At 52.5% G+C, this 23,746-nt stretch carries 21 protein-coding genes, 1 pseudogene and 1 other annotated feature; of the genes and pseudogenes, 18 read left to right on the top strand and 4 right to left on the bottom strand.

The window, feature by feature from the left end; all coding sequences use genetic code 11:
- From BLQ99_RS12820 to BLQ99_RS12810, 3 genes and pseudogenes are all read left to right on the top strand, one after another.
- Window positions 1–276, top strand: a pseudogene (locus BLQ99_RS12820) (ISLre2 family transposase); the annotation flags it as partial.
- 302 nt (window positions 277–578) lie between these two features.
- A complete protein-coding gene (locus tag BLQ99_RS12815; protein WP_093691601.1) occupies window positions 579–2,021 on the top strand; it encodes a sodium:solute symporter family protein in 1,443 nt (480 codons plus the stop codon).
- Complete coding sequence (locus BLQ99_RS12810; RefSeq protein ID WP_007289447.1) at window positions 2,014–2,439, top strand: HutP family protein; 426 nt, start codon at window positions 2,014–2,016, stop codon at window positions 2,437–2,439. The genes BLQ99_RS12815 and BLQ99_RS12810 overlap by 8 nt, the downstream gene beginning before the upstream one ends.
- 143 nt (window positions 2,440–2,582) lie before the next feature.
- On the opposite strand, the gene lgt is transcribed toward BLQ99_RS12810, so the two are convergent.
- Window positions 2,583–3,386: a prolipoprotein diacylglyceryl transferase gene (gene lgt / locus BLQ99_RS12805; RefSeq protein WP_093691599.1), complete on the bottom strand. Its 804-nt coding sequence runs from the start codon at window positions 3,384–3,386 to the stop codon at window positions 2,583–2,585.
- 97 nt (window positions 3,387–3,483) lie between these two features.
- Between lgt and BLQ99_RS12800 the strand changes: the two genes are divergently transcribed.
- Together BLQ99_RS12800 and BLQ99_RS12795 are read left to right on the top strand one after the other, a co-directional pair.
- Window positions 3,484–4,005, top strand: coding sequence for a TlpA family protein disulfide reductase (locus BLQ99_RS12800; protein WP_093691597.1), 522 nt, complete (start codon window positions 3,484–3,486; stop codon window positions 4,003–4,005).
- A gap of 12 nt (window positions 4,006–4,017) precedes the next feature.
- Window positions 4,018–4,719, top strand: coding sequence for a cytochrome c biogenesis CcdA family protein (locus BLQ99_RS12795; protein WP_093691595.1), 702 nt, complete (start codon window positions 4,018–4,020; stop codon window positions 4,717–4,719).
- Window positions 4,720–4,755: 36 nt separating this feature from the next.
- Here BLQ99_RS12795 and BLQ99_RS12790 read toward each other — a convergent pair whose 3' ends face one another.
- On the bottom strand, window positions 4,756–5,028 hold the full coding sequence (locus BLQ99_RS12790; RefSeq protein ID WP_093691593.1) for a metal-sensitive transcriptional regulator: 273 nt from the start codon (window positions 5,026–5,028) through the stop codon (window positions 4,756–4,758).
- 239 nt (window positions 5,029–5,267) lie between these two features.
- Here BLQ99_RS12790 and BLQ99_RS12785 point away from each other — a divergent pair, with 239 nt between their 5' ends.
- Window positions 5,268–6,389, top strand: a complete 1,122-nt coding sequence (locus tag BLQ99_RS12785) for an HD-GYP domain-containing protein (RefSeq protein WP_093691591.1) — start codon at window positions 5,268–5,270, stop codon at window positions 6,387–6,389.
- Between the two features lie 30 nt (window positions 6,390–6,419).
- Here the strand turns inward: BLQ99_RS12785 and BLQ99_RS12780 are convergent, their stop codons facing one another.
- On the bottom strand, window positions 6,420–6,812 hold the full coding sequence (locus BLQ99_RS12780) for a hypothetical protein (protein WP_093691589.1): 393 nt from the start codon (window positions 6,810–6,812) through the stop codon (window positions 6,420–6,422).
- Window positions 6,813–6,919: 107 nt separating this feature from the next.
- Window positions 6,920–7,130, top strand: a binding site (T-box leader).
- 52 nt (window positions 7,131–7,182) lie between these two features.
- On the opposite strand from BLQ99_RS12780, the gene leuS reads away from it, so the two are divergent.
- The 5 genes from leuS (at window position 7,183) to holA (ending at window position 14,735) form a co-directional block, all read left to right on the top strand.
- Window positions 7,183–9,663 carry a leucine--tRNA ligase gene (leuS, locus tag BLQ99_RS12775; RefSeq protein WP_093691587.1) on the top strand — a complete coding sequence of 827 codons (2,481 nt, stop codon included), beginning with the start codon at window positions 7,183–7,185 and terminating at the stop codon, window positions 9,661–9,663.
- Window positions 9,664–9,783: 120 nt separating this feature from the next.
- A complete protein-coding gene (locus tag BLQ99_RS12770; RefSeq protein ID WP_425440878.1) occupies window positions 9,784–10,710 on the top strand; it encodes a DMT family transporter in 927 nt (308 codons plus the stop codon).
- Window positions 10,711–10,738: 28 nt separating this feature from the next.
- Window positions 10,739–11,302, top strand: coding sequence for a ComEA family DNA-binding protein (locus BLQ99_RS12765; protein WP_093691583.1), 564 nt, complete (start codon window positions 10,739–10,741; stop codon window positions 11,300–11,302).
- 8 nt (window positions 11,303–11,310) lie between these two features.
- A complete protein-coding gene (locus tag BLQ99_RS12760) occupies window positions 11,311–13,704 on the top strand; it encodes a DNA internalization-related competence protein ComEC/Rec2 (RefSeq protein WP_093691581.1) in 2,394 nt (797 codons plus the stop codon).
- Complete coding sequence (gene holA, locus BLQ99_RS12755; protein ID WP_093691579.1) at window positions 13,701–14,735, top strand: DNA polymerase III subunit delta; 1,035 nt, start codon at window positions 13,701–13,703, stop codon at window positions 14,733–14,735. The genes BLQ99_RS12760 and holA overlap by 4 nt, the downstream gene beginning before the upstream one ends.
- Window positions 14,736–14,775: 40 nt before the next feature.
- Here holA and rpsT read toward each other — a convergent pair whose 3' ends face one another.
- Entirely contained in the window at window positions 14,776–15,042 is a 267-nt protein-coding gene (gene rpsT, locus BLQ99_RS12750; RefSeq protein WP_007289460.1) for a 30S ribosomal protein S20, read from the bottom strand.
- Between the two features lie 204 nt (window positions 15,043–15,246).
- On the opposite strand from rpsT, the gene gpr reads away from it, so the two are divergent.
- The 7 genes from gpr (at window position 15,247) to BLQ99_RS12715 (ending at window position 23,729) form a co-directional block, all read left to right on the top strand.
- Window positions 15,247–16,218 carry a GPR endopeptidase gene (gene gpr / locus BLQ99_RS12745; RefSeq protein WP_093691577.1) on the top strand — a complete coding sequence of 324 codons (972 nt, stop codon included), beginning with the start codon at window positions 15,247–15,249 and terminating at the stop codon, window positions 16,216–16,218.
- 77 nt (window positions 16,219–16,295) lie between these two features.
- Window positions 16,296–17,318 (top strand): stage II sporulation protein P, encoded by a 1,023-nt coding sequence (gene spoIIP / locus BLQ99_RS12740; protein ID WP_245690482.1) that lies wholly within the window; start codon window positions 16,296–16,298, stop codon window positions 17,316–17,318.
- Between the two features lie 111 nt (window positions 17,319–17,429).
- On the top strand, window positions 17,430–17,942 hold the full coding sequence (locus BLQ99_RS12735; protein WP_093691575.1) for a hypothetical protein: 513 nt from the start codon (window positions 17,430–17,432) through the stop codon (window positions 17,940–17,942).
- An 85-nt stretch (window positions 17,943–18,027) separates the two neighbouring features.
- The gene (gene lepA / locus BLQ99_RS12730) at window positions 18,028–19,824 is read left to right on the top strand and encodes a translation elongation factor 4 (RefSeq protein ID WP_093691573.1); all 1,797 of its coding nucleotides are present in this window, start codon (window positions 18,028–18,030) and stop codon (window positions 19,822–19,824) included.
- A 3-nt stretch (window positions 19,825–19,827) separates the two neighbouring features.
- Window positions 19,828–20,970 carry a radical SAM family heme chaperone HemW gene (gene hemW / locus BLQ99_RS12725; protein ID WP_093691571.1) on the top strand — a complete coding sequence of 381 codons (1,143 nt, stop codon included), beginning with the start codon at window positions 19,828–19,830 and terminating at the stop codon, window positions 20,968–20,970.
- Between the two features lie 100 nt (window positions 20,971–21,070).
- Window positions 21,071–22,096 carry a heat-inducible transcriptional repressor HrcA gene (hrcA, locus tag BLQ99_RS12720; RefSeq protein WP_093691569.1) on the top strand — a complete coding sequence of 342 codons (1,026 nt, stop codon included), beginning with the start codon at window positions 21,071–21,073 and terminating at the stop codon, window positions 22,094–22,096.
- A gap of 43 nt (window positions 22,097–22,139) precedes the next feature.
- Window positions 22,140–23,729, top strand: coding sequence for a TCP-1/cpn60 chaperonin family protein (locus tag BLQ99_RS12715; RefSeq protein ID WP_093691567.1), 1,590 nt, complete (start codon window positions 22,140–22,142; stop codon window positions 23,727–23,729).
- The last annotated feature ends 17 nt before the right edge of the window (window positions 23,730–23,746 follow it).

The raw sequence follows: 23,746 nt of genomic DNA, 5'->3' as shown, positions 1-23,746 counted from the left end.
CGGCCGATGGGGTGGAGCCGAGAAGGCGCCAAGCATATGGCATACATACGCGTATGTCAGGCAAATGGTCAGTCAGTAGCCGAGGAATATCTAAGACAACAACGTACAAATTACAAAATTGAGATAATGACAACAAGCCCGGCAGAAACTGTAGAAGTTGAACGGCAAAAGAAAACAAAAGCAACCTGTGAAACACATGACAATATTCCTGTATTAAAGGGGCCGAAAAACTTCTTATATAAGGTCTTGCGGGAGCTTTCGCTTGCCTATGCTTAATATTATGTTAACTCATCCGTGATGGTATGTCTTCTAAAAAATCCTACAATGTCTTGACACTATCATGCCTGGCGCGGGCGCATTGACATACCAGGCAGCATCTGGTACGCTAATGAAGTAGTATTGCAGAAATGGTTTCCAAGACCGGCAGGATGGTAGGATGGTAGGAGAAAGAGCAGCTTTTTGCACTCCTGGCCGGAGTGTTTTTCTTTTTCCGCTACCGGGAAGAGGGGTGAAATAGCCGCTTGGTAGGGGGGACCTGGCTGCAGTACCAGTTTAGGTAGAAAGGTAGGATGGTTAGCATGTCTATCCAGTTGTTTATTGTCATTGCCTATATTGTTCTATTGTTTGCCATTAGCGTGTATGCCAAAAAGAAGGCTTCCTCAGGCAGCACCGATTTTCTGTTTGCCAGCCGGAAATTGAATACAGCCTTAGTGGCGGTAAATATTGCCGGCCTGGCCGTAGGCGCGGCTTCGACCATCGGTGTGGCGGAAAATGCATTTCAGGTTGGTATTGCCGCCGGGTGGTACAATGCCGCCTGGGCAGCCGGTGCGGCGGTTATGGGGCTGGTGGCTGCCAGCAAATACCGCGACCTTAATTGTACGACGGTACCTGAATTATTCGAACGGTATTACGATGAAAAAGGTAGAATTATCAGTGTCATTGGCCTGATTACCATTCAAGTTGTAATTACATCGCTACAGTATCTGGCGGGGGGAGCCATTCTTTCCTCGCTGCTTCCCGAAGTATTTACCTTTAAGAGCGGGATGATAACAAGTGCCGTGGTATTTATCGGCATCACCTTAATTGGTGGTCTCTGGTCGTCCGGGCTGTCCAATATTGTCAGTGTTGCTTTAATTTATTTGGGCGTGCTGGTTGGAACAGCCATGACGATTACGCAGCAAGGCGGGCTGGCCGTCATTGCGGCCAAACTGCCGGCTGGGACGGATTGGTTCGGACCGGTTGGCGGTCTGGGACTGGCGACCATTGCCGGCTGGTTTGTCGTTATGATTACGCAAACGATTACGGCGCAGGGGCCGGTGCAGATTGCCTGTGGCGCAGAATCGGCGGCGGCCGCCCGGCGAGGGTTTTTATGGGGAGCTTTACTGATTTTTCCGATTGGCTTTATGTGCGCCCTGATGGGCCTGGCGGCCAAAGTTGCCTATCCTACCGTGCAGGCGACAATGGCTTTGCCGAAGATTATCATGAGCCTTGGCCCTGTTATCGCCGGTGTGACATTAGCCGCATTGTGGGCCGCCGACGTGTCGACGGCGTGTACGCTTTTGCTTGGCGCCGGCACTTTATTTGCGCAGGATATATATAAGCGCTTTATCAACCCTTCCGTCGACGACAGGACATACCTTTTGATTAACCGCCTGACTATTTTGGGGATTGGCGGCGTTACACTGTGGATGGCCTTTAACGCCGTTGGCATCCTCAAGACGCTGTTAATTGGGCTAAGTTTAACGACGGCTTTTACCCTGGTATTTTTATGCACGATATTTATGCCCGGGCTATGCCGGCGCAGTTCAGCCTTTTACACTACGCTGGCGGGAATGGCCGCTCTGCTGGCGTGGCAAATTATACCCGGGATTCGGATTTTTGCCCACCCCATTTATTTGGAGTGGTTGGTCTGCGTTATGACCTTCCTCACTGTAGCGGTTATCGATAAGCAAAAAATTGCCCATGGTGGCGGAGAACCAGTCGTGGGCGCCGAGATAAGGGTGAATGACATTCATGGATAATGGTCTTACCAGCATTGACGTTGGCCGCGCCGCCCTGCGCATGGCCCTCAGCGAGACGCGGCAGGACGAGCAGGAGGTGAGACTGGCTCTGTCACGCCGCGGCATTCAAGCCGTCGCGGTTGATTTTGGCGGCGAATTTATTTCGTCGGTGAAAAAAATTATTGAGCGGGCGGTGGTGGCCGCTCAACGCCAGGGCGTTGTTGCTGCTAACCATGTCGGCGAAGGAGCCGTCGCGGGGGCGGCCCGGGCGGCGCTTGAGCAAATTAGCGGCAAAGCCATCGGGCTTAATGTAGGCGGGAAAATCGGCATTGCCCGTCATGGTGAACATCTTTGCGTGGCCATTTACGCAGGGGTCGGTGTACTTAATCTGAATGAAGTCGCCGTCGGTCTCGCGCACCGGTCACTGCCGCTGGAATAAGGTCTCAAAGGCAACGGATGTAAGCATCCAGATAATGTATTAATGCCGGAGCAAAAATGTTTCCAGGCAATTTATGGTTGATAATGTGAGATCAAGAAAAAAGCGGCTGGTGGCGCCAACCGCTTTTTCTTATCTGACGAATATCATTTTTGTTTTCCGTTCTTTTTGGGTTCATTGATGCGTTCGCCGTATAGACCGCACCAGATAAATAAGGCGATGCCGATGGTGATAACGGCCAGGCTGGTCAACTGGGCCGATTTCAGGCCAAAGAGCAGCGTGCCGTAGTCACCGCGGAGAAACTCAAGGAAAAAGCGGGCAGTGGAGTAGAGAACGGCATAGAGAATAAACACCTGGCCTTTGGCATGATTGGTGGTACGGAAAAGGAGCAGGAGGACAAAAATAATGACGTCAATTTGGCCCTCCCACACTTCGGCCGGCCATAACGGCTGGTCGCCATAAACCTGATAAGCCAAGGTCGTCGGGGGGTAGACAATGCCAAAGTTGCCGCCGGTAGGGCGGCCAAAGGCATCGCCGTTGAGCAGGTTAGCCATCCGGCCAATGGCCTGCCCCATGATAACAGCCGGCGCGGCCACAATGTCGGCAAATGCCCAGGTGTCGATATTATGTCTTTTGGTGTAAATATACCCCACAATGGCGCCCAGGATAACACCGCCTTGAATGGCCATCCCGCCCTGCCAAACAAAGGGGATTTCCCCAAGGTGGTATTTATAATAGTCCCAATCAAAGAAGAAAACATCCCACAACCGGGCCCCCACAAGACCGGCTAGGCCGCAGTAAATACCCATGTCCGGGATGTGATGGTGCCAGCGGCCGTCCTGTTTGGCCAAAAAATAAGCCGTTGCGGTGGCGAGCAGAATACTGAGACTGAGGATAAGACCGTAGGCGCGGATTGGGAAATCGCCGATGAAAAAGAGGTATTGATGCATTTTGAAACCTCCTGCGGGAATAAAATTGCCAAAAGGAATTAATTGACCGTACCGGGAATAGTATTCCCGTAGATGATGTAGCTTTTGGAGGTAGGATATGCACAAGCGTTTTCTGATAATTGCCCTGGTCGTTATTCTGGCGGCGGCCGGACTGTGGCATTTGGCGACGATAAATAGTCCAAAACAAGACGCTGTTGCCGAAACAGGGGTTACGGTGGGAAAAAAGCTAACGCCATTCACTCTTCCTGATTTGGAGGGCAAAAGTATTGCCCTCGGTAAACCCGGTAAAGTTACCGTAATTAATTTTTGGGCAACCTGGTGTCCGCCGTGTCGGGCCGAGATGCCCGAACTGGACCGGTTTTATCAGAAATACCGGCAAACAGTGGACTTTTATGCGGTAAATGTTCAAGAACCGCCTGTACAAGTGGCGGAGTTTCTCGCCAAGAACCAATACAGTTTACCGGTAATCACCGATAAAGAGGGCGCGGTAGCGAGAATGTATCGCATAAACGCCATCCCCACGACAATTGTCGTCGATGCCCATGGCGTTATCCGCTACCGTAAGGCGGGCGGTGTTACAATGGCCGAATTGGAAGGAGTCATAAAAGAATTATTGTAAGGGGGGAAAGGTTTGGGCGAAGATAACCTTACTTTGCTTACGGCTTTTGCCGCAGGCGTCGTATCTTTTTTGTCACCCTGCGTGCTGCCCCTTTTGCCTACCTATACGGCTGTCTTGGCCGGCACGGGCACACAGACCGGCCGCATTAGCAAATGGCGGTTTTTAATGAACGCGGCGTGCTTTTTCAGCGGATTTATTATTATTTTTGTCGCCATGGGGGCAACGGCGTCCTATTTTGGGCAAGTTTTTTTCACGTACCAGGATGTAGTCCGCAAGGTGGGTGCCGTGTTTATGATTCTGATGGGAATTCATTTGGCTGGACTTATCCGTCTGCCGGCCTTGCACCGCGAGTACCGGCCGCTGCTTAGCGGCGCTTTTGAGGGGCCGCTGGGCGCGTTTATTTTAGGTATCGCCTTTACAGCCGGCTGGACGCCCTGCACTGGCCCTATTCTCGCTTCTATTCTGATTTATGCAGGCGCTTCCGCCACGATAGCTCAGGGCGCGTTCCTCCTTTTTATATACGCCGTTGGTTTTTGCCTGCCATTTATCGCCCTCGCGCTGCTATTCAACAGCTATTTACATAAAGTTCGTCATCTGTACCAATGGCTTCCGGCCATTCAACGCGCAGCAGGCATAATCTTAATTATTGTCGGCTGTTTTATCTATTTTGATTGGCTGCAAAAAGGTTTTGGTTTTATCTGGAATTTGCTTTAACCCAAATAGAAACCACCCCCGGACGGGTGGTTTTTACTACTTTAAGAAGGTAATTATTTGTCTGACAATCTGGTCAATTTTCTGCCGGTCTTCCGGAGTGGCGTCTGGGCTGTTGAGCAAACACTCGACAGCATTGTTTTCGAGAATAAAGATGCCAATTTTTTCGATGGAAGAACGGATTGCGGAAAGCTGAATCAAAATATTGCTGCACGACTGCTCTTCCTCGACCATGCGCTCAATGCCGGCGATATGGCCTTTGACGTTGCGCAGCCGGTTCAACACCTCAGTGCGGACGGATGCATTCACCATAGGCGGACACCTCTTCCTTCTCCCCAGGGGGGGTGGGTTAGTTACATTATAAAAGATTTGGTGTAAATATGCAAACAAGTTACCCGGGCCCAACTACCGGGGCTAGAGAAAGTTTCTGCGGGAGGGGCTTAAGGCGCCGTTTTTTACCATTTTTTCACCGCCTGCTCTAATTCGGGACATGCGCCGCACCCATATAAGTTACATAAAATGTAGTAAATATATTATTAGGGGGTGCCCTAATGTTAATGCGGCTGCATCGTCCCTTGCTATTTTTTGTCGTTATCTTCGCAGTGGCCAACGTTTTCCATGTTGTCGTGGCCGTTACCGCGGGCGATGCCATTAGTTCTACCAGTTATCTCTTAAGCACCGGCGCTTTGCTGATTATTACGCTCTATGTCGTGCATACGCAGAGCGAATTGGGGCAGGCACAGAAAAAAATCGCAGTTTACCGGGAGCTGTGGACGCGGTTGCCGTTTGCTGCTCTAATCACCAAACAGGGACAACCCGAATTGGTGAACGACAGCTTTACGCAACTATGTTTGCCTGACGGCGGTGATGCGGTGAAGTGTCACAATTCGGACTTGTTGTGTCCATTTACGGAATGCCTTGTTGAGAAAGCTTTGGCTATGGGCGAAACGCAGGTAAGGGAAGAGCGGCTTGATGATGCCAAAGGCGACAGCAAGTTTGTCCGGCGCTACGCCATTCCTGTTGTTTTGGGCAAACAGTGTCACTATGCCGCCGAAATTGTTCTTAATTTGACGCCGCAAAGCCTGATGGCTGCCAACCGGGAGCAAGACTATCGCCAGATGCTTACAATCTTAGTGAATATGTTTGAAATGAAGGACCCCTATGGCCAGGGACATTCGCAAACAGTCTGCAATCTGGCGCAGGAGTTGGGGGCGGCTCTTAATTTAACGCCGGAGGATATGGAAGTGCTGGCCACGGCAGCGATTCTCCACGATATCGGCAAGATCGTTATTCCCGCCAATATTCTTAGCAAAATGGAACCACTTACCGGGGATGATTATGCGATCATCCGCCGCCATCCGATTGTCGGCGCCGATATTGTGGAGGGTATCGCCGCTTTTCAGGCAGCGGCGCCCATTATTCGTCATCACCACGAGCGTTATGATGGCCAGGGCTATCCGGACGGTCTGTGTGGCGAGGAAATTCCGCTGGGCTCCCGTATTCTGTCAGTGGTTGACGCTTTTGACGCCATGACGGTGGGACGGACCTACCGGGGAAAAGCCGATGTAAATACGGCCATCGATAATATTATCCGGGAAAAGGGCCGGCAGTTTGATCCGGTTGTGGTGGATGCATTTACGGCCTTGGTCAAAACCGGGCGGAACCAGAAATAAAGCCCGCTAATTGCGGGCTTCTACATAATATCATATCGTTTTTGACCATTCGGCGAATTTGGCGAGGAGTTCGCTGCGAGCCGTTTCCACTTCTGTACCGTGCCATTCCTGCCCTGTATCGCCGTCATACCATACGTCTTTCTGCGCAAAGGCGCCGGTAGGATAGAGTTTTTCGCGAATTGCCGCGTGCATGCCGTCCAGCATGCTTTGCTTTAGTGTCTTACGGGTTATTCTGGTTCCGGTTTTTTCCGTCGTCTTGATTTCAAGCCCACTGTTTCCCAAGTCAATTTCGACATGGCTAAGCAGCTTGCCCTGTTGACTGGCGGCGGCAATGGCCTTTTTGGCCGCGGTGATGGCGTCGCTGCGGCTGATATTATCATCGGCGACGGTAACCCGGACGGTGCCAATAATTAACTTATACATAATCCACCTCCCCTGCAATCATTTTATGAATGAATTTCCGCCTTAGAACTCCCTGAAAACCAGTGGTTTTGTTGACTTTTGTTTTACGCTGCTATATAATGGTAGACGATAATCCAAAGACGCAGGGTAGTAAGCACATAAAGATAGTCCAGAAAGTTGGCGGATGATGCGAGCCAACCTATCGGTGTGCTGAACTCACTGCCGAGGAGCGGTCGTGAAGGGAATTAGCGACTGACGGCTGACCGGCGTTAACGGTTCTAGAGCGGGCAGCGATAGCTGCCAAACAGGGTGGTACCGCGAACTAGTTTCGTCCCTGGCTGCATCAGCCGTGGGGCGTTTTTTAATATACAAATTCAGACAGGAGGTCAGCATGAACGAACGCTACAACCCCCGTGAAATTGAAGCAAAATGGCAAAAGGTTTGGGCAGAGGAAAAAGCTTTTGCCTGTGAAATGAACCGGCAAAAGCCGGAGTATTATGTGCTCGAGATGTTTCCATATCCTTCCGGCAACTTGCATATGGGCCATGTACGCAACTATTCCATTGGCGACGTGATTGCCCGTTTTAAAATGATGCAAGGCTATAATGTCCTGCATCCCATGGGTTGGGACGCTTTTGGCATGCCGGCGGAAAACGCCGCTATCAAACACGGCATTCATCCCGCGAAATGGACATGGGACAATATTGCTAATATGCGGCGGCAGCAACAGGAACTCGGCCTCTCTTACGACTGGGACCGGGAAGTGGCGACCTGCCATCCCGATTACTATCGCTGGACGCAATGGCTGTTTCTGCTTTTTTACCATCGCGGTTTAGCTTATAAAAAGAAGGCAGCGGTTAACTGGTGCAATGACTGCAACACGGTACTGGCCAATGAACAGGTGGTAGACGGACGTTGCTGGCGGTGCGATTCCGTAGTCGTCAAAAAAGAGCTTGAACAATGGTTCTTTAAGATTACCGACTATGCTGACCGGCTGCTCGAAGACCTCAAAGAGCTCAAGGGCTGGCCGGAGCGGGTAAAAGTTATGCAGGAAAACTGGATTGGCCGCAGCGAAGGGGTTGAATTCAGCTTCGACGTTCCTGAAGCGGGTGAGAAGATCACGGTTTACACTACGCGTCATGATACCGCCTTCGGGGTGACGTATGTGGTCTTGGCCCCCGAGCACCCGCTGGTGGACAAGCTGATCGCCGGCAAGCCGCATGAACGCGAAGTGCGTGCCTTTATCGAGCGCATCCGCAATATGAGCGAAATTAACCGGACTTCCGCCGAAACGGAAAAAGAGGGAATATTTACCGGCGCTTATGCCGTCAATCCGTTCAATGGCGAAAAGGTGCCCATTTGGATTGCCAACTATGTTCTTGTGGATTACGGTACGGGAGCCGTTATGGGTGTCCCGGCCCACGATGAACGGGACTGGCAGTTTGCGACCAAATATAATCTGCCCAAACGCATCGTTATCCAGCCTAAGGGTGCTGAATTGGATCTGGCAAGCATGACCGGCGCTTATGACGGTCCAGGGGTGATGGTTAATTCCGGGCAGTTCACCGGCCTGGACAACGAGGCGGGCAAAGCAGCCATCGCCGACTGGTTGGAGGAGAAAGGTCTGGGCAAGCGGCGTATCAATTACCGGCTGCGCGACTGGTTAGTATCCCGTCAGCGTTATTGGGGCGCGCCTATCCCGATTATTTATTGCCCCGAATGCGGCGTGGTGCCTGTTCCCGAAGAGGATTTGCCGGTAATGCTGCCGGAGAATGTCAGCTTTGCAACCGGCGCCGTTTCCCCACTGGCCCAGGTGGAAGAATTCGTCAACTGTACTTGTCCGCGGTGCGGCGGTAAAGCCCGCCGGGAGACAGATACCATGGATACTTTCATTTGCTCTTCCTGGTACTACTACCGCTATACCAGCCCGCACAGCGATACTGAGGCCTTTAATCCGGCCAAAGCCAATTATTGGATGCCCGTGGACCAATACATCGGCGGCATTGAGCATGCCATATTACATTTATTGTATTCGCGCTTCTTTACCAAGGTGCTTAAGGATGCCGGGCTTATTAATGTGAACGAGCCCTTTAAGAATTTGCTGACTCAAGGCATGGTTATCAAAGACGGCGCCAAAATGTCGAAGTCGAAAGGTAATGTTGTATCGCCGGAGGAAATCATCGGCAAATACGGCGCTGATACGGCCCGACTCTTTATCCTCTTTGCCGCCCCGCCGGAAAGAGACCTGGAGTGGAGCGACCAGGGCGTGGAAGGGGCCTTCCGGTTCCTAGGACGGTTGTGGCGGATTGTCCATCACTACGCGCCTGTTGCCGCCGCTGCTGACGAAAGTTATGACCCCGCGGCCCTTGGCCCGGCAGAACGCGAGCTGCGGCGGGTACTGCACAGTACGATTAAAAAAGTTACGGAGGATATTGGGGAACGCTTCAATTTCAATACTGCCATCAGCGCCATTATGGAACTGGTAAACGCGTTATACGCCTTCCGGGAGCAGACAGCGGCGCCCAATCCCGGCCTGGTGCGCGAAGCCCTTTCTGCCCTTCTCCGGCTGCTCGCGCCTTTTGCCCCACATATTACCGAAGAACTGTGGAGTCAGACCATTGCCCAGGGCAGTGTTCATAAGCAGGCATGGCCCGGTTTTGATCCGGAAGCCATCAGGGTTGACGAAGTGGAAATCGTTTTGCAAATCAACGGTAAAGTGCGGGATAAAATCAAGGTTCCCGTCGGTCTGGACGCGAAAGAACTGGAAACAATTGCTCTGGCGCAGGAGCGGGTAAGGGCGTTGGTAGCGGACAAACAAATTGTGAAAGTGATTTGTGTGCCGCAAAAACTGGTGAACATTGTGGTAAGATAAAATATTTGCCGGCCTGGTTGTTACCAAGCCGGCATTTTTACTTTTAATTTTTTACTTAAGAGGAAGATTTAGCCATCTATAACGAATAAAGTAGCTTGCAATGCTTCAGGAGGTATGGCTTTGAATGCACAGACAGTCGGGGTTCTGATGATAATATTTTCGGCCTGCGGTTTTGCCACCCTGGCCATCTTTATTAAAATTGCATATGCGGCCGGCGCCAATACGGTCACCGTTTTGGCCTATCGCTTTGCGATCGCTTCGCTGCTTTTTTGGGCCATCATCCGGCTATGCGGCCTTGACTTTCGGGTAACCGGCAAGCAGGCCGTGCAGCTTTGCTTACTGGGGGGCATTGGCTATGATCTTATGTCAACACTATTTGCCCTTACGGTACTTTACTTGCCGGCCAGCCTTGCCGGAATAATTTTATATACTTATCCGGCGTTGGTCAGTATCTTGTCCTATCTAGTCGGGGACGAGGTGCTCAGCTGGCGAAAGGTGGGGGCGTTGATTATTTGTTTTACCGGTCTCGTACTGGTGCTCGGCGTATCCTTGACTGGTCTTAACATAACTGGCGCCGCATTTGGTCTTGGTTCAGCCTTGGTTTATTCCTGTTATATTGTTGCCGGCAACCGGCTGCTCAAAGGGATTGATCCGCTGGTATCCACTGTCTACGTTTGCACAGCGGCGGCTGTTGTCTTTATGATCGGCGGTACCCTTAGCGGCACCCTTATGTGGAAGCTTTCGCTGCAAGGTTGGCTTGCCATTTTTGGGATTGCCGTTTTTGCAACTTGTATTGGGATTCTCGGCTTTTTTGCCGGCATGTACCGGATAGGCGCGACCAATGCTTCTATTATCAGCACTTTTGAACCGGTAATTACGGTGCTGTTATCTGCCTTGTTACTGGGAGAAAGGATTACGGTTATGCAGGGCCTTGGCGGCCTGCTTATTCTTGCCGGAGTGCTTGTCCTGCAACTAACAGGGGGCTCGCGCGCTGGTGCTAAAATAAGTGACGAAAGAGGAAATATGGATAAATTTGGAGAAATATAGCTGCATTATCGCCAAGGGGGAAGGGTAAGTGGACGGGGTGCAGAAACGGCTGGTCATTATCTTGCTGATGGCAGCGTTGATTGTTGCCGGCAGTTTTTATCATTACTGGCAAAAGACTACGGTAACGGAAACGGTCGCCGGTGGGCCGGTTGTGACGGCCCAATCACGGACAGACGAGGTAGTCATTTACGTCAGTGGTGCGGTGAATAAACCCGGTGTTTTCAAGATGGCGGCCGGGGGACGGGTATTGGATGCCGTGAATTACGCGGGCGGGCTCGCCGCTGGGGCCGACAGTACCCGGATAAACCTGGCCCAGCCATTAAAAGACGGAATGCATGTTCATGTGCCGACAGTAGTGCTGGCGGCCGGACCCGGCGGATCTAACCCAGCCGGCAGTGCCGGCAAGGTGAACGTCAACACGGCCAGCGCTACCGAACTGGACAAACTGCCAGGGATCGGGCCGGCGCTGGCCCAGCGGATTATAGACTACCGCCAAAGTATCGGCGGTTTTAAGGATCTGGAAGAAGTAAAGAAAGTGCCGGGAATTGGCGAAGCCAAATTTAATCAAATTAAAGATAAAATTTCTTTGTAACGCGAGCGATGCGGAATCTTACGCTTTTCATAACTGCCGCGTTTGCTGCCGGAATATGGGCAGCTGATCTAGCCAACTGGCCCTGGCCGGTACTGGCTATTTCCTTTATTGCGTTCTTGCTGGCTGCTGCCTGGCAGGCAAGCCGCAGCCCCGCCCGTGCGGCCTGGCTGCTGGCCGGGCTGTTTTTTGTGGCCGGGATCGTCCGCTTTCTGCATGCCGATATGCTGCCGGCGAATGATATCAGCCGCTATGCCGGAAACAGCGTGGTCTTATCCGGTATGGTCGCCGAACCGCCGCGCGTAACGCCGGTCGGCGACGACCAGGTGAAAGTGCGGTACCGCCTGGAGACCGAGTCGGTTCAAACGGAGCAGGATTGTAAAACGGTTAGGGGCGGCATTATCGTGACCGTCCGCCAGCCGGCGAACCAGAAGGTGGCGGGATACGGCGACAAGATTACTGTTTCCGGGATAATAGCTGCGCCCCGCGGCTATCAAAATCCCGGTGCCGCTGATTGGGCAGCCGCGCTTAAACGTCAGGGCATTACGGCAATACTCCTTTCTCCCGGCAAAGTGGTAGTTACACCGGCGCCGGCTTTATCCTGGCACGGGCGGCTACATGCGTGGCGCCAGGCGCTGAAAGGGCAAATCGCCGCCGCCTTGCCGCCCGGCGATGCGGCGATTCTTACCGGGCTTGTTTTTGGCGGCTATGAGGGAATCAAGAAAGAAGTCATTGCCGACTTCGCCGCAACCGGCATAATCCATATTTTATCGGTATCGGGAACACATATCGCTTTAGCGGCCGGGGTAGCCCTGTGGCTGGGCAGGGTACTCAGGTTACGCCCACGTTTTAGTGCCGCCCTGGCGGCGGTGACGGTTCTTTTTTATATGATGCTGGCGGGCCTGGTTCCACCGGTGGTCCGTTCGGGTTTGATGGGACTAACGGCGTTAGCGGCGCTGGCCGCCGGCCGGGAACAGGATGCGCCCACGGCATTGTCCTTATCGGCTCTGGCTATGCTAGCCGTTCAACCTGCCCTGCTTTATGATATCAGTTTTCAACTGTCGTTCGCCGCTACGGCCGGACTGGTTTTTCTTTACCGTAAGACCTTGACGGTATTGACCTCATTTTTACCGGGGGTGCTGGCCGGGCCGTTTGCGGTGACGCTGGCGGCCCAGCTAGGCGTACTGCCTTTTCTGGCCTGGTATTTCAATACTTTGTCCTTAAGCGCTTTTCTCGCCAATCTTATCATTGTTCCCCTTGTGGAGGGTGTAGTAATTTTGGGTCTGGCGGCATGCCTGGTCAGTCTGTTTACCGGCTGGGGAGCAAAAGTCCTCTTGGCCTTGTGCGGGCTGGCAATCGGCGCCGTGGTGCAGCTGGCCGCATTTTTGGCCGCTATGCCCGGCGGTGTTGTTTATCTGCCGCCCTTTACAATTTGGGCCGGTCTCATATATTATTTTTTTATAGCCTGGGTGTACGGGTACCGGTTTGGCATTTTGCCATCCCTGCCGGCGGTGGTACGGCAGTGGCCCCAGGCGGTCGCAGTGGCTGGCCTGGTGGCCGCTGTCTGCCTTGCTGTTGCTTTGTGGTATCCCCGACCCGTCAGGGTCCATTTTATCGATGTTGGGCAGGGTGATGCTACTTTAATAACAACGCCGCACCGGCGGGCCATATTAGTAGATACCGGTGGCAAAAGCGGCGATGTCGACGGTTTTGACGTCGGTGAACAGGTGGTGCTGCCTTATCTTCGCCATCACGGCATCCGGGCTCTTGATTATCTGATTTTGACCCATGGCCATAGCGATCACGCCGGCGGCGCTGCCGCTATCGCTGCGTCCCTGCCGGTCAGAACGGCCCTGGTGGCGCAAGAGGAGCGGATTTCGCCGGCGATGCAGGCTTTTCTGAGGGGCAAGAAAGCCGCGGTTGCCGTTCCGGCCTTTACCGGGCAAAATATTATTATCGACGGTGTTTCCCTAACAGTTGTTCATGCGCCGGTTGGCGGCGCCGCCAGGAATGAAGCTTCCGTTGTCGTCCGGGTGGATTACGGTCGTCATAGTTTTTTGCTTACCGGCGATCTGGAAAAGGCGCAGGAGACGGTCCTGGTAGCCAGTGGTCTCGCGCCCTGCAGCGTTTTAAAAGTCGGACACCATGGTTCGAAAACGTCAACCTCACCGGAATTTCTCGCCGCCCTGTCGCCACAGTATGCCGTAATATCCGTTGGTTATCAAAACCGTTTTGGGCACCCGCACCCGGAGACGCTGGCCCGCCTGGACAGCCAGGGCGTCAAAGTTTACCGTACGGATCGGGATGGTGCCGTATTATTTACTACAGATGGCAAGACGCTTACGGTGAGTGCTTATGCAAGCAATGGCCCTGCAGCCGGCCCAAATAGGGGAGGACAGCGATGAATTATCAAGAAGCAGTGCGGCAGATCCGGTCAGGCCGGGTGCTGCCGGTTTATCTTTTGCACGGCGAGGAAGTCTACCTTGCCCGGGAGATAGAAGCGGCTATTATAAACACCGCTCTATCGCCGGCGGAGCGGGAAACCAATCTCATTATATTTGATGGCGACCCGGCGCCGGCCGAATTGACGGCCGTGGTGGAAACGGCGCCATTTTTGGGCGGCAAAAATGTCGTAGTCGTCAGGGAAACGGCTTTGTTCCGGGCCGGTCGCAAAAATACCGACGAAGGCGACGTTGGCGACCGCGATGCCGAACGTATCCTCAGGTTGGTACTTAACTTGCCGGAATACACCCTGCTTATTTTTCAGACAACCGAGAAGGCGGATAAACGGCGTAAATTGTTCAAAGCCATAGAAGAACGAGGGGCAGCGGTCGAACTTGCGCCGCTAAAGGTAAAGGAACTGCGCGGATGGCTCGTAGACAAGCTGGCGGCAGCGGGCAAGAAGATCGCCCCTGATGCCTTGGAACACCTTTTGGCGGCGGTTAGTATGATGCCGCAGGTATCGCTCGGTTTTTTAGCGGGGGAACTTGCCAAACTTGCCTTGTATACAGAGAACCGCACGGTGATTACGCGCCAGGATTTGGCGGAAGTTCTGTCAGCCGTACCAGAAGTTTCCGTTTTTGCGCTCGTTGACGCTATAACCCAGAAACAGGTCAGCAAGGCCCTTTCATTATTATCCGACCAATTGGCAATAGGCGAGCACCCGGTGCGGTTAGTGGCTCTTTTGGCCCGCCAGGTGAGGATGCTGTGGCAGGCCAAAGAATTAGCCGAAAAGGGGTTGGGGGCGCGCGAGATCGCGGAAAAACTGGGTATTCATCCCTTTGTAGGCGAAAAACTTGCTCGCCAAAGCCGGCAGTTTACCGTCGGGCGTCTGAAGGAAGCGGTCGTGGCATTAGCGGCCGCGGACCGCGCTTTTAAGTCCGGCCGGGCCGGCGCTTTTAGCTTGGACAAGATTATAATCGATTTATGCCGATAAATAATAAAATCCCTGTTCTTCTAGGAACAGGGATTTCGTATTATTGGGCCAGTGCGTTAACTTTTTGCGCCAGACGAGATTTCTTCCGGGCCGCGGCATTTTTATGAATAACGCCTTTAGCGGCGGCTTTGTCGATTATGCTGCTGGCTTTGGTCAGGAGGGTTTTAGCCTCTTCTACTTGGCCGGCTTGAACCGCTTCGGCAACTTTGCGGGAAATGGTACGAATAGCGGTTTTCACCGGGAAGTTGCGGGCGCGGCGTTCCGCATCGGTTTTTACGCTGCGAATGGAAGACTTGATATTCGGCAAGTGTTTCACCTCCTTTGACCGTGTCGCTTAAAACATTTTAGCATGGACAAAACTAAAATGCAAGCAACAATTCCCAGACTACACAAAATTCTCTCCAGGTCCTTGGTGTTAGCATAGCAGATCCTGTATAGCCTTTTTTTGTTCCGGACACGCTAATTTCATCAGAAAATGGATAGGTAGACGATTAAGCCGAGGAGGAAGGATATGCAGCAGGCAACTTTTACCCCGCGAACAGACTTGGCGCTGGAAGCAAGAGAGGTTTTAACCCGCCGCGTGCGGGAAGATATACCTGGCGTCATTGTCGAAACGTCTGAAGACGAGGATGTGCTTATTACCCGGGTTAACATCACCACGCCTGAGGCGGAACGGATGATGGGCAAATTGCAGGGTACATATATTACTATTGAAGCGCCTGGACTACGGTACAAAAATACGCCTCTTGAGAAAAAAGTCATGAATTTTCTGGCTCAGGAACTGGGACAGCTCGTACAGCTGCCGCGTAATAGCACAGCTTTGGTGGTGGGGCTGGGAAACTGGAATGTGACCCCTGATGCATTGGGGCCCCGGGCGGTAGATAAAATTGTTGTTACCAGACATCTCCAGGAAATGCTATCGCCTGAGTTAAAAGACGGTGTCCGTTCCGTGTGTGCCATTGCTCCCGGCGTGCTCGGCATAACCGGTATGGAGACCGCCGAGATTATCCAGGGTATCGTAAGCCGCGTAAAGCCTGATGTGGTCATAGCCATCGATGCCCTTGCGGCGGCATCCAGCCATCGCGTCATAACCACCGTGCAGATTGCCAATACAGGTATTCATCCTGGTTCCGGCGTAGGCAACAAACGCTTTGGCCTTACGCAGCAATCCCTTGGGGTGCCGGTCATTGCTATCGGTGTTCCTACCGTGGTCCACGCTTCCACCATCGCCATGGATACCATCGCCACCCTACAGGAACATGCCGCCTTTGCCCGCTATTTCCGGAGCATGGCCAATCTAACCGACCAGGACCGGCAGATTATTGTTCGTCAGGTGCTGCCTGACACGTTGGGCGATCTCATGGTGACACCAAAAGAAATCGACCGTCTTATTAACGACATCGCCAATGTGGTGGCTGGGGGTATCAACCAGGCAATGCACCCTCACATTGACTACGAAAATATTCACCTTTACCTCCATTAGCGGGTAGGAAGGAAGTAATATCGCTTTGCCGTCAAGCATATACATTGTATGTAAACACAAGACAGGGGGCAGCAAGTTTGAGCAGACGGCGGCGATACCATTCCAAAATAAAACCTCTTTATATTACTTTGTGTGTTGCAACTTTGTTCTTGGTTATTGCGGCAGGATACTGGACGTTTCATGCGGCGGCGCTGCCGGTTAGTACCAGTGCCGGCACGGAAACCCCTAAATGGCGGGAAATATTTTTTGCCAGTATTCCAGGAATATCAAAAACGGCACAGCCCGTAAAGGTTGCGGTAGAGCTAACGCCGCAAACCTTTTTAGGGAGGATTGTTTTATTTCTTACCAATATAGATATCGGCGACAGCAAGTCTTTGCTGCGGATGGAAATTCCGCTGCTTGCCGCAGTTAAATCAAGCACCCCCATGGTGAGCGCGAAAAGTCTGCCCAATTTTCCCAAGTTCGATCCGCAGACTTTTTTGTTGCCTGGAAAGCCGCTGGTTGGTATCTACCATACACACACTTCCGAATCGTTTGTTCCCAGTTCAGGTGTTACCCATAAACGCGGTGGACAGACGGGGGATATTGTCGATGTGGGCAGAGCGCTTGCCGCCCGCTTAGATAAGCATGGTATCAAAGCGGTCCACAGCACGGCCGTTCATGATTATCCAAGCTTTATGAAAGCTTACGGTCCATCGGAAAATACGGTAAAGAAAATGCTGGCCGACCATCCCTCCATCCAAATGATTTTTGATATTCACCGGGACGCCGATAAGCGAGAAAATTCAGTTGCTGAGATTAATGGCGTGACCTTAGCGCGAATTACCATCGTTGTGGCAACCGGACAGCAAGATCTGGTTCAGCCCCATTGGCAGCAAAACCACGCCTTTGCTAAATTAATTGATGCTAAGCTCAACCAACACTTCCCAGGGTTATCGCGGGGTATTCAGCTTGTTGACTGGCGTTACAATCAGCACCTTCATCCCCGCGCCCTGCTGATTGAGGTAGGATGCCAAGACAACAGCAAGGAGGAAGCCATGCGCAGTATCGAGTTGTTTGGCGATGTGCTGGCGGAAATTATCGCGGAGAATAATAATTAACCGGAAAGTCCCTCTGGAGGGCCGACAGCGCCTTTTAGGGGGAGTTTTTTTGGGAATGTATAAACTTGCCCTGCTCGTGACATGTTTATTTGGTAGGGAGGAGGGCGACAGATGTTAGTCCGGTTGAGTCTAGCCGATGCGAAGGTCATCCTGCGGGGGCTGCTCGTTATGCTGGCCGTTATTATTGCCGGTGTTTCGGCGGCGGAATATCAGATGAATAATATGACCCAGCATCGCAATTTTGTTCAGGTCGTAAACGTTCGCCGGGAAAATGGGGGATATGGGGTTTACTTATTTGGCCAGGCGGCCAAATTTTCGGCGCTTTACCCGGTCGGGAAGATAAAGTCTACCGGTGGGGAAATAATCTTTGAATACAATAGTACCCGGCTGACCCTGCCTACCGTGGTTTATCTGGATCTCAACGAGACCGTCTATTGGTTAAAGACCTGGCGGGATCAATTTGTAGCTGAAGCAATCAAGACCAAACGCGACCTGGAAAAGTATGCTGCCACGCTACGCCCCTATTTAACGCTAGCCGGCCAATTAATGCGTGAATGGCGAGATCGGCTCGCCGGACTTCTTAAACCATTATCCGGCTTTTCGCCGCCTGGCGAAGGAGGGTAGTGTTTCCCAGAGGCTTGCAGGCGCTAAACAGCCAATGATATAATTATTGGAAGCAACCTATGTACGTTTTCGAGAGGAGCCTGCAATGAATACGTCGCATATCCGCAATTTTTCCATTATCGCGCATATTGACCACGGTAAGTCGACCCTTGCTGACCGCATAATAGAATATACCGGTGCGCTGTCTGAACGGGAAATGGAGGATCAGGTGCTGGACCAGATGGAGCTGGAACGCGAACGCGGCATTACCATTAAGGCCCAGGCTGTCCGGCTTAATTATACCGCCCGGGACGGACAAACTTATATGCTTAACCTTATCGACACACCGGGACACGTTGACTTTACTTATGAGGTTTCGCGCAGCTTGGCGGCCTGTGAAGGAGCATTGCTCGTCGTTGACGCATCCCAGGGTATTGAGGCCCAAACCTTGGCCAACGTCTATTTGGCCCTTGAACACAACCTGGAAATTATCCCGGTTATCAACAAAATTGACCTTCCCAACGCCGATCCGGAAAAGGTCAAGCAGGAAATCGAGGATGTAATCGGTCTCGACGCGTCGGAAGCCGTACTGGTCAGCGCCAAGGCGGGCATTGGCATTGAAGATGTGCTGGAGGCCATCGTTAAAAAAATTCCGCCGCCGCGCACCGATGCCACCAAACCTCTGCGGGCGCTTATTTTCGATTCGCATTTTGATTCGTATAAAGGGGTCATCGCCTATGTGCGGGTAATGGATGGTAAAATCGCTCCCGGTATGAAGATTAAAATGATGGCGACCGATAAAAAGTTCGAAGTCACCGAAGTAGGGGTATTCCGTCCTTACTTAGCCAACGTGGACCAACTGGGGCCCGGTGAGGTGGGCTTCGTTGCCGCCAGCATAAAAAACGTCAAAGATACGCGCGTCGGGGACACCATTACCGATGCTGACAATCCGGCCACCGAGCCGCTACCTGGTTACCGCAAGATTACGCCCATGGTGTATTGCGGCTTGTATCCGGTAGACAGCTCCGATTATGACGCCTTGCGCGACGCGCTGGAAAAACTCAAGCTGAACGACGCCTCGCTTGTCTTTGAACCCGAAACTTCCGTTGCGTTGGGATTTGGTTTCCGCTGCGGCTTTTTGGGGCTATTGCATATGGACGTCATTCAGGAGCGCCTGGAGCGCGAGTATAACTTGACGCTGATAACTACGGCGCCGAACGTAATTTACAAAGTATACAAGACAAACGGGGAAATTTTGGATATCGACAATCCCGCACGGCTGCCTGCGCCGCAAGAAATTGACCATATTGAAGAGCCGTATGTTCGTGCCAGTATTATCGTTCCCAATGACTTTGTGGGGGCGGTTATGGAGCTGTCGCAGGAAAAACGCGGCGAGTTTAAAGATATGCGGTACCTTGATATGACGCGTGTGATGTTGACTTATGAACTACCGCTTAGCGAAATTATTTATGACTATTTTGACCGTCTTAAGTCAGCGACCCGGGGTTACGCGTCACTTGATTACGAGCTCATTGGCTATCGCGCGTCCAACCTCGTCAAGCTGGATATTTTGCTCAACGGCGACCCCGTTGATGCCCTGAGCATAATTGTCCATCGCGACCGGGCCCAGGCGCGCGGGCGGCAGCTGGCGGAAAAACTGAAAGAAATTATCCCACGGCAAATGTTCGAAATCCCTATTCAGGCGGCGATTGGCAATAAGGTCATTGCTCGTGAAACGGTTCGCGCTCTCCGCAAGGACGTGCTTGCCAAATGCTACGGCGGCGATATTACCCGTAAGCGCAAACTGCTGGAAAAACAAAAAGAAGGCAAAAAGCGCATGAAACAGGTTGGTAGCGTAGAAGTGCCGCAGGAAGCCTTTATGGCGATTTTGAAAATGGATTGATCCATGAAACTCGGGCTTTACATCCATATTCCTTTCTGCCGGCAAAAGTGCTTGTATTGCGACTTTCCTTCTTATGACAATCTAACGCACCTGTATCAGGACTATATTGACGCTTTGTGCCGGGAAATTGCCGAGCAAAAAAGCCGCTTTTCCGGCTGGGTTGTTGACACCGTCTATATTGGCGGCGGCACGCCTACTGTACTGCCAGGCGAACTCTTAGGCCGGCTGTTTGCCAGTCTTACTGCCACTTTTTCGCTGGAACCGGCCGTTGAAATCACCGTCGAAGCTAATCCGGGCACGGTAAATTTGCCGCTCCTTAAGGCCCTGCGGTCTTGGGGGGTAAATCGCCTGAGTTTCGGTGTTCAGACCTTTGTTCCGCGCCTTTTGCCCCTGCTCGGGCGCGTTCACACGGCTGAGCAGGGGATTGAGGCTGTTGAACTGGCGCGAGCCGCCGGTTTTGACAACATCAACCTTGATTTAATGTATGGCCTGCCCGAGCAGCGCCAGGCGGACGTGGCGGACAGTCTAAGCCGGGCTACAGAACTTGGGGTGCCACACCTTTCGGTGTACGGCCTGAAAGTAGAGGATGGCACCCCTTTCGCTGTAAGCCATGCTGCCGGTAAGCTTGCTCTGCCTGATGAGACCGAGGAAGAAGCAATGTACGACTTTGCGGCTGCCTTTCTACGGCAGGCGGGCTACTGCCGGTATGAAGTTTCCAACTACTGCCTGCCAGGCTACGAATGCCGCCATAATCTCAAATATTGGCACTATCAGCCTTTCTTGGGGCTAGGCGCCGCCGCTTACTCTTTCGTAGACGGAGTGCGTTGGGCTAATACACCCCACGTGACAGAATATATCCAGGCGCAGCGCAAGGGTGCTTTGGCCATACAGGAGCGGGAAGTATTGGATAGACAAACGCAGATTGCCGAATTTATTTTTCTGGCCCTGCGCACCGCCGCTGGGCTTGATAGCGGAATATTCCAGGAACGTTTCGGTATCTCTTTTTGGGATGCGTACCGCGCCACTATTGACACGCTCGCGCAGCGCGGGCTGGTAGAACGCTGCGGCAACAGGCTGCGCCTCACCGACTTGGGGATGAAATTCGGTAATATTGTTTTTTCGTCCTTTTTGCCGGACAAGGCTTGAATTTACAGGATTATCTTGACAGCAGCAGGTCATGGTGGTATGTTTTAATTAGGTATTAGCACTCTAATCGAACGAGTGCTAACAAGAGGAGGTGCAAGGGGTGGACGAGAGAAAGCGGAAAATTCTTCAGGCCATTATCGATGATTATATTTCTACCGCTGAGCCGGTGGGGTCGCGCACAATTGCCCGCAAGTACAACTTGGGGGTCAGTCCGGCTACTATTCGCAATGAAATGGCCGATTTAGAACTATTAGGCTATCTCGAACAGCCCCACACTTCTGCCGGCCGTATACCTTCGGCCAAAGGCTATCGTTTTTATGTTGATTGTTTGCTGGCGCCTCAACCGCTGTCGGAAAAAGAAATTGCCCTGATTGAGCGCTGGTATCAAACAAAGGTGCGGCGGCTGGAAGAGGTCTTCCAGGAAACGGCGAAAATTCTGTCGCGCATCACCCGCAATATTTCCTTGGTGCTTGCGCCGCAGTTTTCACAATGTGCCTTCAAATATATGCAGTTTTTGCCGCTGGACGAGCGTCGCGCCATTCTTGTTGTCGTTGCCGATACCGGTTTTGTGGAAAACAAAATTATTGAAATACCTAATGGTATCGCCTTTCCGGAACTACAGAAAATTGCTGGTGCCATCAACGAGCGGCTGGCCGGTCTGGCTTTTGACCGGATAAAATCTTCCCTTTTGCGGGAAATTAAGCACGATATTATCCCCAACCGCGCTCTTTTTGAAACAGCGTTAGAGTTTATTAAGGATGCGCTGGCGGTAGAAAGAAAAGACCGGGTGTATACCGGCGGAACTACCCAGGTTTTGGACCAGCCGGAATTCCGCGATGTGGATAAGGTCAGAGCTTTGCTGGCCATGCTGGAAGAAGAGCAGCTTCTGGTCGATATCCTGCATATGCAGGAAAGCGACGGAGTGGTTGTCACCATCGGCGGGGAGAACAAATATACCGGCATTCATGACTGCAGCATGGTGCAAGCTACCTATCGCGTCGACGGACAGGTAGTTGGCACAGTGGCTGTCTTGGGTCCTACTCGCATGGAATACGGTCGAATCATGTCGGTGCTGGAATTCATGCATCGGCATTTGGGACAAATCTTGAAAAAATACGGAATTTAGGGCGGCATAAATGCCGCCCGTACCTATGGGAGGAATTGGCTATATGAATCTTAAGCAAGCTGGCAGCGGCGCGGAAGTAGATGAACGTCTCGCGGCGCTGCTTACCAATGCTAACGCGGTACGGGCCATTACGGCGGCCGTTGAGGGAACGATTGGCCCGAAAGGGCTCGATACCATGCTCGTGGACCGTTTTGGCGAAGTCATTATTACCAATGACGGAGTAACCATTTTAGACAAGATGGATGTAAACCATCCTGCCGCCAAGATGCTGATTAATATTGCTAAAGCCCAACAGGCCGAGGTGGGAGATGGAACAACAACGGCAACCATCATGGCCGGCGGGCTTGTTGCCGAAGGTGTCAATCAGGTATTGCGGGGCGTCCCGGTGGCCCGGGTCATCGAAGGGGTCCGGCACGGCGTCGCCCGGGCGATTGAGGAAATAAAGCGGCGGGGCCGCAAGGTAACCGATTTAAACGATCCTGTTTTGCGGAATATCGCCATGATTGCCGGCCGGGAACATGCGGATATCGCCGACCTGGTGGTAGCCGCAGCACGCCTTATTGGTGTAGAAAAATTATGCGAACCAAACTTTAAACTTTCGGATATCATTACGGCCGAAGAAGGCGCCGAAAATGAAGTATTCATGGGCGTCATCGTTGATAAAGAGCGCATGAACAAAGAAATGCCGGAAGAACTTACGGACGTCAAGGTGCTGATCATTGACGATGCGCTCGAGCCGGAGGAAATCGGCGATGAAGCTCTTAGCACCGAGTCAGGTTTTAAACGGTACATAGAGCTTCAAGATGAGTTCAAGCGGAATGTGCGTAAAATCGTTGACCTTGGGGTCAGGCTCGTGCTTGTTGACCGGGGCGTCCATGATGACGCCGACGAAATTCTGACCGATGCCGGCGTAATGGTTATCCAGCGTGTGCCGGCCAAAGATCTGCGGCGGGCGGCTGAGCATACCGGGGCGCGAATGATGAAACGCACCGGCCTGAAGAAAGACCTTACCGATATTGAGAAATATCTCGGCTATGCCGAGCGCGTCTACGAAGACGAGAAGCTCGAGCATGTCCGTATCCTTGGCGGCCAAGGCAAGCCGATGGCCACCATTTTAGTGGGGGCGGCTACCGAAGAAGTTGTGGGTGAGCGCGAGCGTATCGCGAAAGATGCCGCGTCCAGTGTGCAGGCGGCAATTAAGGGCGGCTACGTTCCCGGCGGCGGCGCCTGCGAAATCGCCCTTGCCCGGGCGGTGGAAAAAGCGCGGGAAGAAATTAAAGGCATGGCTGCTTATGGTGTGGACTGTGTAACTAATGCTTTAAAGCGGCCACTGGCCCAAATTGTCGAGAATGCCGGGTTTAATCCGCTGGAAAAGGTTGAGGAGGTTATAGCAGCCCAGGCGGCCAAGGGCAGTGACTCGCTGGGCATTGATTGCGACACAGGCGAGGTAGCCGATATGCTGGAGCGGGGCGTCGTCGATCCAGTGCCTGTTAAGCTGCACGCCATTAAAGCAGCTGGCGAAGTGGCAGTGGCAATTCTGCGTATTGATACTATTATAAAAAAGAAAGAGGAAGGCGCTGCTGCCGGAAAAAACGCGGCCGGCAACGACGCGGCCGGCATGCCGGACTTTTAAGCACGAGGTGAAATGTA

This window comes from Sporolituus thermophilus DSM 23256 (assembly GCF_900102435.1).
In the GTDB taxonomy this organism is placed as follows: Bacteria; Bacillota; Negativicutes; order Sporomusales; family Thermosinaceae; genus Thermosinus; species Thermosinus thermophilus.
This window is presented reverse-complemented; position numbering and strand designations above follow the sequence as displayed.

Coding starts and splice junctions, on each gene's coding strand:
- BLQ99_RS12815 (WP_093691601.1), top strand. CDS start 579: ATGTCTATCCAGTTGTTTATTGTCATTGCCTATATTGTTCTATTGTTT.
- BLQ99_RS12810 (WP_007289447.1), top strand. CDS start 2,014: ATGGATAATGGTCTTACCAGCATTGACGTTGGCCGCGCCGCCCTGCGC.
- lgt (WP_093691599.1), bottom strand. CDS start 3,386: ATGCATCAATACCTCTTTTTCATCGGCGATTTCCCAATCCGCGCCTAC.
- BLQ99_RS12800 (WP_093691597.1), top strand. CDS start 3,484: ATGCACAAGCGTTTTCTGATAATTGCCCTGGTCGTTATTCTGGCGGCG.
- BLQ99_RS12790 (WP_093691593.1), bottom strand. CDS start 5,028: ATGGTGAATGCATCCGTCCGCACTGAGGTGTTGAACCGGCTGCGCAAC.
- BLQ99_RS12785 (WP_093691591.1), top strand. CDS start 5,268: ATGTTAATGCGGCTGCATCGTCCCTTGCTATTTTTTGTCGTTATCTTC.
- BLQ99_RS12780 (WP_093691589.1), bottom strand. CDS start 6,812: ATGTATAAGTTAATTATTGGCACCGTCCGGGTTACCGTCGCCGATGAT.
- leuS (WP_093691587.1), top strand. CDS start 7,183: ATGAACGAACGCTACAACCCCCGTGAAATTGAAGCAAAATGGCAAAAG.
- BLQ99_RS12760 (WP_093691581.1), top strand. CDS start 11,311: ATGCGGAATCTTACGCTTTTCATAACTGCCGCGTTTGCTGCCGGAATA.
- holA (WP_093691579.1), top strand. CDS start 13,701: ATGAATTATCAAGAAGCAGTGCGGCAGATCCGGTCAGGCCGGGTGCTG.
- gpr (WP_093691577.1), top strand. CDS start 15,247: ATGCAGCAGGCAACTTTTACCCCGCGAACAGACTTGGCGCTGGAAGCA.
- BLQ99_RS12735 (WP_093691575.1), top strand. CDS start 17,430: ATGTTAGTCCGGTTGAGTCTAGCCGATGCGAAGGTCATCCTGCGGGGG.
- lepA (WP_093691573.1), top strand. CDS start 18,028: ATGAATACGTCGCATATCCGCAATTTTTCCATTATCGCGCATATTGAC.
- hemW (WP_093691571.1), top strand. CDS start 19,828: ATGAAACTCGGGCTTTACATCCATATTCCTTTCTGCCGGCAAAAGTGC.
- BLQ99_RS12715 (WP_093691567.1), top strand. CDS start 22,140: ATGAATCTTAAGCAAGCTGGCAGCGGCGCGGAAGTAGATGAACGTCTC.